Genomic DNA, 717 nt, shown 5'->3' with positions numbered 1-717 from the left:
TGTGCGCCTGTATTCACCTGGGGGATGTGATGCTCCTGACACAGGGTGTGCCCCAGCAACCGAAACATATCTGCCACCGGCGCGATTTGTTCTTTTTTCACTGCAGATTCAATTGAATCCAAACACAAACCACCTTGTTGCCCTTTCCAGACCCAAGTTTGGGCTAAAATGGCATCATCTAGGGAGGGATTTTGTGCCTCACCTTGGCATAAAACATAAAAACCACCATTGGGCGAGGTGATGCCATGAATCACACACTCACTGCCCACACCGCCAAGATACTGGCAGCACTGCGTTATTTTCCCAAGACAGGCCGCAAGTGCTGCTCCTTGATCAGTGATTGTATCGAGTTTTTTAATATAAATCCCAGGATAGCCAATGTCTTTACCATCAATAACCACATCAGGAATCGTCTTCTCCGCATTATCGTGCTTGAGGGCATAAAATTGATCTCTATTTTGCGGGCTGATGCCGTTTTGAATTAAGATTTGTTGGGCTGCATTATGTTCTTGTTGATACTTGGCATAAAAGGCTTCCAAAACAATCATGTCAATATTCGCTAAAGGTAATCGTCCTTGGCAAAGAGAAACGAGTTGTGTTTGCAGGTCAAATAGGCGTTGACTGAGTACTTTGAGCTGTTCCTCGCGCGCCATTCGTTCTTCCGGGTTAGTCAAGGGCTTTTTCTTAAGTGTCTTGTAGTGTCTTGATACCTGAGAC

1 protein-coding gene is annotated in these 717 nt (G+C 45.5%); it reads right to left on the bottom strand.

The window, feature by feature from the left end; genetic code table 11:
- A partial coding sequence (locus Lsan_RS22665; protein WP_193392717.1) for a hypothetical protein occupies window positions 1-674 on the bottom strand: 674 nt, incomplete at its 3' end.
- Window positions 675-717 lie beyond the last annotated feature (43 nt).

The sequence above is a fragment of the Legionella santicrucis genome, from assembly GCF_001468135.1.
Taxonomy (GTDB): domain Bacteria; phylum Pseudomonadota; class Gammaproteobacteria; order Legionellales; family Legionellaceae; genus Legionella; species Legionella santicrucis.
This window is presented reverse-complemented; position numbering and strand designations above follow the sequence as displayed.